9 protein-coding genes are annotated in these 7,898 nt (G+C 44.5%); 2 read left to right on the top strand and 7 right to left on the bottom strand.

Annotation, left to right across the window (positions count from 1 at the left end):
- Window positions 1-296: 296 nt before the first annotated feature.
- Complete coding sequence (locus tag NT010_04605) at window positions 297-521, bottom strand: hypothetical protein (protein MCX5805337.1); 225 nt, start codon at window positions 519-521, stop codon at window positions 297-299.
- Between the two features lie 133 nt (window positions 522-654).
- On the bottom strand, window positions 655-1,464 hold the full coding sequence (locus NT010_04600) for a DUF2971 domain-containing protein (GenBank protein ID MCX5805336.1): 810 nt from the start codon (window positions 1,462-1,464) through the stop codon (window positions 655-657).
- Between the two features lie 565 nt (window positions 1,465-2,029).
- On the opposite strand from NT010_04600, the gene NT010_04595 reads away from it, so the two are divergent.
- The gene (locus tag NT010_04595; GenBank protein ID MCX5805335.1) at window positions 2,030-2,338 is read left to right on the top strand and encodes a hypothetical protein; all 309 of its coding nucleotides are present in this window, start codon (window positions 2,030-2,032) and stop codon (window positions 2,336-2,338) included.
- A 1-nt stretch (window position 2,339) separates the two neighbouring features.
- On the top strand, window positions 2,340-2,756 hold the full coding sequence (locus NT010_04590) for a hypothetical protein (protein MCX5805334.1): 417 nt from the start codon (window positions 2,340-2,342) through the stop codon (window positions 2,754-2,756).
- 129 nt (window positions 2,757-2,885) lie between these two features.
- Here the strand turns inward: NT010_04590 and NT010_04585 are convergent, their stop codons facing one another.
- The 5 genes from NT010_04585 to NT010_04565 all read right to left on the bottom strand — a co-directional run bounded on the left by NT010_04585 (window position 2,886) and on the right by NT010_04565 (window position 7,842).
- Complete coding sequence (locus tag NT010_04585) at window positions 2,886-3,500, bottom strand: L-threonylcarbamoyladenylate synthase (GenBank protein ID MCX5805333.1); 615 nt, start codon at window positions 3,498-3,500, stop codon at window positions 2,886-2,888.
- Window positions 3,497-4,048 (bottom strand): methyltransferase domain-containing protein, encoded by a 552-nt coding sequence (locus NT010_04580; protein MCX5805332.1) that lies wholly within the window; start codon window positions 4,046-4,048, stop codon window positions 3,497-3,499. Before NT010_04580 ends, NT010_04585 begins: the two co-directional genes overlap by 4 nt.
- A gap of 147 nt (window positions 4,049-4,195) precedes the next feature.
- Window positions 4,196-5,653, bottom strand: coding sequence for a DegQ family serine endoprotease (locus tag NT010_04575; GenBank protein ID MCX5805331.1), 1,458 nt, complete (start codon window positions 5,651-5,653; stop codon window positions 4,196-4,198).
- Between the two features lie 127 nt (window positions 5,654-5,780).
- Window positions 5,781-7,169, bottom strand: coding sequence for an ATP-binding protein (locus NT010_04570; protein ID MCX5805330.1), 1,389 nt, complete (start codon window positions 7,167-7,169; stop codon window positions 5,781-5,783).
- Window positions 7,159-7,842, bottom strand: coding sequence for a response regulator transcription factor (locus NT010_04565; protein ID MCX5805329.1), 684 nt, complete (start codon window positions 7,840-7,842; stop codon window positions 7,159-7,161). The genes NT010_04570 and NT010_04565 overlap by 11 nt, the downstream gene beginning before the upstream one ends.
- Between the last annotated feature and the right edge of the window lie 56 nt (window positions 7,843-7,898).

Genomic DNA, 7,898 nt, shown 5'->3' with positions numbered 1-7,898 from the left:
TGAAGTCTTCAGAATTGGAACCGTTAATTGATGAAATTATTGTTGACACGAAAGCATGGATTAGGGATAATGTGAAATGATGTGTAACTAACCAAAATAATAAGGCAAAGCAGACTTTGTTACGTATAGCACCTACAAGTCGTTGCGAGTCGCCTGTAAGAGTAGTTGCATATTACTGAATAAATTAGAGTAACGCCATGATGAGTCGCGACTGTAAGGAGTCGGCTCCCCATCTAGTGGTTATGAAGTAGCTTTGTCTTTCTCTTCACCGCCCATTTCGTGAAGTGAAGAAAGTGTCAGAGGTCTCCGGCCAAGGCTTTTACAAACTTTGTTGCTCGTTCTTTTGCAACGCTTTCGACTTCACTAAGGGGCATCTTTCCTTCCACCATTACCTCGACGTCAATGTCATGCCTTTCAACTACTTCCTCAGTTTCGTGCTCTCCCGATGTGAAGGTCACAAAATAGTAGTCTTCTGGGTTTTCCGGCACAACGATTTTGGTCAGTCTTAAATTGTTCTTCACTTGTCCCTCCTGCCTTTAGCATTATCCGGAATCTTCACCCCGACTTTCATCATGTCTGAAGTCCCTTCGATCAGCTTCATAACGATAAGCTCACCCGGAGCCGGCTTTTTCGGCGATCGGGTGCAGCGCCGAGTTATACCAGCCCTTTACGCTTAGCTTCGGCATAGCTGGTATACGTAACGCTGCTGAATTCAACTTTGAATTCTTTTTCGCCGCGTTTCCCTTGAAAGAACTGGGCATCAGGGTTTTGGCCTTGTACGATAAGGCATATGATTTCAAGCGCCTGCCTTTCGATATCGGGGCCGAAGTAGATTGCTTTAAGCACGTCCGCTTCGTACCCAAACAACGTACCCGCCTCAGAATGTATGGCTCGCCATTCTTTTTCGTATTTCCAGGAGCTTGATTTAGTGCAGTACAAATCGTTCAACAACTTGTCGTAATTCTTGTTGACCATACAATCGGCAACGTCAACTTGCGGGATTACATCGGCGTAATGAACTTGGCGAAGTTTCGTGAACGGTTCTTTTGCGGTCGCAAATTCCAAACAGAAGCCCTTATACCGACCGCCATAGTGTCCCCACATGAGCAGGTCGTCGTTACATTCGGAAAAACAGGTCACTCCTTTTGTGTTTAGGAACTTTTCTTGCATATCAGCAAGGGCCTGCTTGGCACCGCTGATTAATACCTTCTTCAATTCGTCTAACGGCATTGACTTAAACCGCTCCTTTACGGCATTGGGAGTAGCCATATCCTTGACGTAACGTTTCCTAACAAGCTCTACTTCATCATCAGAAGGGTCACGGACAGTTGCGGTTATTGCACAGTCATAGGGGTCATTGAAGTTTCGAGGGGAACCAAAGTAGAGCGATTGAGCCTTGAGATTGAGAAGAGATTGAACGTTGAAACTCTCGTATTTGTAGACTGTGGGTGGCCTATCTGCCACTGTTTCTCCTTTCTTGGTATAACAATTAAGTAAACAGAAAAAATTACGTATATCCCAGTATCCATACCATTGCTCTTAACCGGAGTCGACTACTTGGCCGATTGACTGCACAAACTATTCAATATTATTTACATTGTCCTGCTATTTCAAGGATTTTGCAAGTAAAAAGTTATGATGCAATTACTTAATGCCATGTGTAATGTTGTATGTAATGAAAAAACCGTGTAGCACGACTTTCAGGAAGGAGCTTTGTATCTAAGGCGGAAGCCACGTAGTATCAAATTCGGGTAGAAAGCAGTGCCTCAGGCAGAAACCGCGAAGTATAAAGTTCAGGATGAATCCAATTTTTCATTAAACTTTTGACAATACCAAGTTTATTCAAACTCCCCGTATAATAGTCAGGATATAGCATTACCATTTTGACCCTTTTTATCTGTTTGGCCTGGTAATTGCAAAACATATCTTTAGAGAAGACAATAGGCATTGTCAAAAGTTACACGACAAATTGGTATGAAGATTAAGCAAAGGCAAGTCTCTACAAAGATAAATTAGGAGGAGGTAGAAAATGGAAATGAAAATAGAGAAACTCACCCCCTTCTTTATTTCGGATTCACATAAGCGCATATGTGAATCCGGGTTGAGTGGGCGACTGCATGGCAGCAATGTCTCAGATGTGGATGAGATGCAAGCCTTGCAGGCCGTAGGCGTACTGAACGTACGTCGGAGGATCGCAAGGTACAGCAGATCGCCGCAGATGGACATTGCTGCCATGCAGTCGCCCGACCAAGTGGAAAAGGCAGACAACAAAACTTCCAAAAGCAGAACGATAAAGCATAAACTTTTGACAATACAAACACAACCAAGGAGGGGTTAAAATGGTAAAAGCAGAAGAAAGATTGCTCAGTATGGAAGAATTGATATCCAACATACGTACCAGCAAAGAAATAATGAAAAAAAATAAGAACAAAGAAACGACGAGAAAAAACTGGACTGTCAATAATCTAAAACATATGTCAAAAAATTTACCTGTCGGGACGATTATTCTTGTCGCTCTCGTTGCAGCCCTTGGCATAATGGTAATTATGCTCAAGGCTGAAGTTACCAATTTTAGAAATCTTAAAGAACCTATTGCTGCCAATGATTCAAATTTTAAGATGGCAATAGTTGAAGAAAAACTTGAAGCATCTGAAAAAGAAAGGGGAGCAATAAAAAGCGAGTTGGCACAGATAAAAAATGCAATTGAAGAGATCAGGAACACAAAAACAGAGAGAAAAAGGGCTGCGCGCAGGTAGTTGTTGCCAATAATAATTGGCGGCAGATATTCTATGATTGTGAGTGCTGCGAGAAAAATGGGGAAGGAACTTATTGGAGAGCTTGGCAAAAATTTCAAAGAATACACGGGAGAGGCTCGGGTGACGGCCCTATCCCTGTAGAAGGCCCTTGAGCACTCCCTTGCCTTCGCGCAGCACTTCCACCTTGTCTTCTACAAGACTTATTAAGGTTGATGGATCACTAACCATAATGCCGCCGTCAATCACTATGTCTATGCTTCCCTTGAATGCTTTTTCTATATCTCTCGGATCTGTGAATACTTCGCCCCCGTAAGGTTTTGCGCTGGTATTGATTACCGGTCTGTCTATCATCTCTACAACACCGACAGGAACGGGGTGGTCAGGGATTCTTACCCCAACTTCTTTTTTTACGGTCATGAGCAGTTTTGGCATGATCCTTCTTGCTTTAAGAATAAATGTGTATGGCCCGGGCAAATATCCTTTGAGAACTTCAAAGGCAAAATTGCTCATAACAGCATACGTGCTTACATCTTTAAAATCCCTGCATATGATGCTCAATGCTCTTTTTTCATCAAGTCTTTTCATCAGATAGAGTTTTCTTATAGCTTTTATATTAAAGAGATCGCATCCCATGCCGTAAAAAGTATCTGTCGGATATGCTATAACCCCGCCATTGAGAAGGGTCTCTTTTATAAGTTGGGTTATTCTCTTTTTTGGCCGTGCCGGGTCCCATTCTACAATCATTTTTTTCTCCCTACAAATCTGGCTATAGCTTTGCGCTTCCCTTCTTCTGAGGTTAAGATGGTTTCTTCGTAAAAAAGAATCTCAAACTTTCTAAAATAAGAAATGAGCTCACCGTCGTCAAGAAGAAAATCCGGGTTTCTCCATCTGTCAATGTTGTTTTGTCTTTTCAAAAAAGTTTCATAAATAAGCACACCGCCTTTTTTCAGTATGCTTGTTATATCCCCCATTATATTTCTCAGAAGAAAATAGAATACGATAATGCCTTCCGCTATATCATGTTTGAAAGGCAAAAGGCCGGCATCCCCGCAGATTATTGATAAGCTGTTTTTTGATGACTGCCCGGCTATTTTTATTGCTTCCATTGATCTTTCGATACCGTACATATCAAACCCTTTATCTGCAAGAAATCCGGCATCCCGTCCGTTTCCCATTGCTATATCAATAATGCGCCCTTTTGGTATAACCTGCCAGAATCTCTTTAAAAGTTCGTGCGGATTATTTGCGCCATTATAGAATCCTTCTCTGTATCTTTTGTCCCAGTCAGTCATTATAAGAATCTTACTTATAATATACGGCATCCTTCTAATGCAATAAAAATATTTTATACGGGAAGCGGGGTGGTCGGCTTAAGGGCGGGATTATGCATTACATGAGAAAATAAACCGCTACCGGCCTAAGCCGATAGCGGTAAAAGCTTACTTCAATGTAACAACTACGTACAGGTTGTTTTCACCTCTCTGAACAAGCAATAATATGCTGCCTCCGTCTTTTGCCTGTTCTATTATCTGGAGAAAGCCCTGTACGTCTTTAACGGATTTGCGGTTTACCTCGCGGACCACATCTCCCCTACGGATGCCCGCATCTGCTGCAGGACTTCCCGGCTCCACCTGGGTTACCACAACGCCCGAAGTGCTTTTTAAACCCAGACCGTGGGCTATTTCAGGGGTAATCCTCTGAACCGCTATACCAAAGCGTCCGTTGCCCGGTGCCTTGGCAACCTCCACGGTCTTTTCATCCATTTCACCTATTTTCACCTCCTTTGCAATGATTTTTCCGTTTTTCCATAGTTTTACAGAGACTGTTTTTCCTACGGGCGTTGTGGCCACAATCCTTGGCAAATCTTTAGATTCGGTGATTTCCTTGCCGTCAAACTCGGTAATGACATCTCCCTGTTCGATGCCTGCCTTGTCGGCCGGTCCATCTTTAAACACATCGGCAACAAGGGCACCTTTTTTTTCTTTTATTCCAAACGACCTGGCAAGTTCATCAGTGATTTCCTGGATGCTTATACCAAGCCAGCCGCGAGTTACCCTCCCCTTCTCTTTCAATTGTGGAATTACCTCATTTACTGTGTTGATGGGGATTGCAAATCCTATCCCCTGGCCTGATGCGACGATGGCAGTATTTATGCCTATGACCTCCCCTTTCGTGTTGATGAGGGGACCGCCGCTGTTTCCCGGATTGATGGAGGCATCGGTCTGTATGAAGTTGTCATAAGGTCCTGAACCGATGGTTCTTCCTTTGGCGCTAATTATCCCTGCTGTTACTGTCTGCTCCAGTCCAAAGGGGCTGCCGATGGCAACTACCCAACTCCCCACCTTTAAATCATCAGAGTTGCCTGTTCTCAGGGGTTGTAAGTCGGAAGAACCCTTGATTTTTATCAAAGCAAGATCGGTTTTGGGGTCTCTGCCGATTACCTTTGCATCGAATTCCTTATTGCCGGCAAGCCTTACCTTGATCTCTTCTGCGTTTTCAACCACATGATTATTGGTAACAATGTACCCGTCACGATCAATGATAAAGCCCGATCCAAGGCTCTTCTGGTGAAAGTCTCCTCCAAAATTCCCGCCATTTTGTGGACCAAGAAAATTTTCAAAAGGGTTCTGGTTCCCGAAGGGGTTTCCGAAGAAATGGCGAAAAACCCGGCCTCCTCCTTTTATTGTTTTTACCGTCTGGATATTCACAACGCCAGGCCGTACTTTTTCAGCAAGTTCGGTAAAGTTACCCGGTATCATAATGGGCACATCCGAATTCTTTGAAACAATCTGATCCGGGGCCTTCACCGCACGGGATATCCCGAAGCCAAACCCCACGGTAAGGCCTACAACAACCAGGGCTATGAGGATCATTCTGAATGCGCGCTTCTGTTCCATTTTACACTCCTTTTCTTTTTACAGTAGGTTCGAGGAACCTTTCTTTTAATCAATTATAAACTACGAAGTTAATCTGAACATTACGCGAAGATTACAAAAAGATAATGTTGAATTATGGCCTGTCGGGTTATATTTTTGGCAAAATGATGATAAATGTGCTACCCTGGCCGGATGGACCGGCAACCGTAATGTCTCCGCCATGGGCACGGGCGATGGCTCTTGCCAGACTTAACCCCAGTCCCATGCCGGTTGTCGACCGACTCCGATCGCTCCGGTAGAAACGATCAAATATATGAGGGAGGTCTTCTGTGGAAATGCCCATGCCGGTATCTTTGATGGAGATAACAGCCTGACCGGCACTGTTTTCAGAAAGGTCGACGTTCACCGATCCTCCGGGGGGAGTATATTTGACGGCATTGTCGAGGAGGTTGGAGAACATCCGCTGCAGCATTCTTACGTCTCCGTTTATCCTTACATTATTCTCCGTATGATAGTGGAGGGCGATCCCCTTGTCTTCTGCGCCAGGCTCAAAAAGTTCACAGATATTTTGTACAAGCCATGAGACATCTGTCTCTTTCAGGGGGGGGTTGTCCACACCTGCCTCTGTGCGGGAAATAAGGAGCATGGTATTAATCATATCAAGGAGGCGGTCACATTCTTCGATAGTGTTTGCCGCCATGCCTTCAAATTCGTTTAATGTCTTTCCTGTTGTCATGGTTACTTCAGCTATGCCCCTGATCCTTGTAATGGGACTTTTCAGGTCATGGGCAATGTTGTCGCTCATCTCCTTCATTTCCCTGAGCAGGGTTTGAATACGGTCCAACATTTGATTGAATGTAACGGCCAACTGATCTATTTCATCGCCCCTTGCCTTCACAGGAACCCGCTCTTCCAGGCTGTCCCCGGAAATTTTCCGGGCCGTTCTCGTAACAGCTTCGACACCGGACATTGCCCGTCTGGCCATAAACCAGCCTATTCCTGCAGCAAATGCGATGAGAAAGACCATGGTCCCTGTAAAAATACCTTTAAATGCGATAAGGAATCGCGAATAATCTTCCATTGTCTGCCCGATCTGCATTATGATGCCCGGGTTCAGCATCACATACAGGACTCGCATTTTATCATTCCGGTCGGGGATGGTTATGGTTTCAATGACACGGCCTCTGTCACGAAGTAATTTCTGAATAGCCTCGCGGTGTATGCCTATGCGCTGCAGATAGGTCATATTAGAAGATGAAAAAACCGTTCCGTCGGGATAGAGGAAGCGGAAAAAGACCTTTCGTACGCCGGCGGCCTGGGCTTCAATAACAGCGTTCTTTTTGACCTCTTCGACGCCTTCACTGGACAAAATAGTTGCGAAGCGCCTGGCCTGGCCTAAGAGTTCCTGGTCTGTCCTGTCCTGAATCACCGAAAGAATAAGCATATAAAAGAGAAGAAATGACACACAAGAAGACAGGGTAAAAATTCCTGCATACCAGAGCGTAAGCCTGAAGGCCAGGGTGTTTCTAATGCCCATGGCTATCCTTAATGGTATATCCTGCCCCCCTGACAGTGTGGATTAGCTTCTCCTGGAAATCTCTGTCTATTTTATCCCTCAACCTGCAGATACGCGCTTCGATTACATTCGTTTCGGGATCAAAATTATAATTCCATACGTGTTCCATAATCATGGTCTTGGAGACTACCCGCCCGGAATTCCTCATGAGATATTCAAGGAGGGAAAATTCCATAGGCTGTAAATCTATCTTCTTGCCTTCTCGTGTAACCTGCCGGCTCAAGAGGTTTATGGATAAACCGCTTACGTTAAGACCTGTCGGCTCAACGATGCCGCTTGCCCTGCGGATCAACGCCTGAACCCTCGCAAGGAGTTCAGAAAAAGCAAAGGGCTTGGTAAGGTAATCATCGCCGCCTGCCTGGAGACCCTTCACGCGGTCATCCACAGACCCTTTTGCGCTTAAAATAATGAATGGCGTAGATATTTTTTTCCTGCGCACCTCTTCTATGAGCAACAACCCGTTCATCTTCGGGAGCATAATATCAATAATCCCGGCATCGTAGAGCCCGTCCAGGGCCAGTAAAAGGCCCTCCTTTCCGTCGGTTGCATGATCCACTGCATAGCCGTCAGCTTTTAAACCTTTTATAATAAATGATGCGATCTTTACATCATCCTCAACAAGAAGAATTCTCAAAACAGCTCCTTTACATAGAGTCGTGTAAAAGTATTTTATATGTTTTTTTAAATTAT

It is taken from the genome of Pseudomonadota bacterium, assembly GCA_026388275.1.
Taxonomy (GTDB): domain Bacteria; phylum Desulfobacterota; class Syntrophorhabdia; order Syntrophorhabdales; family Syntrophorhabdaceae; genus JAPLKB01.
Note: the sequence above shows the minus strand (reverse complement) of the source record. Positions and strands in the feature narration are given on the sequence as shown.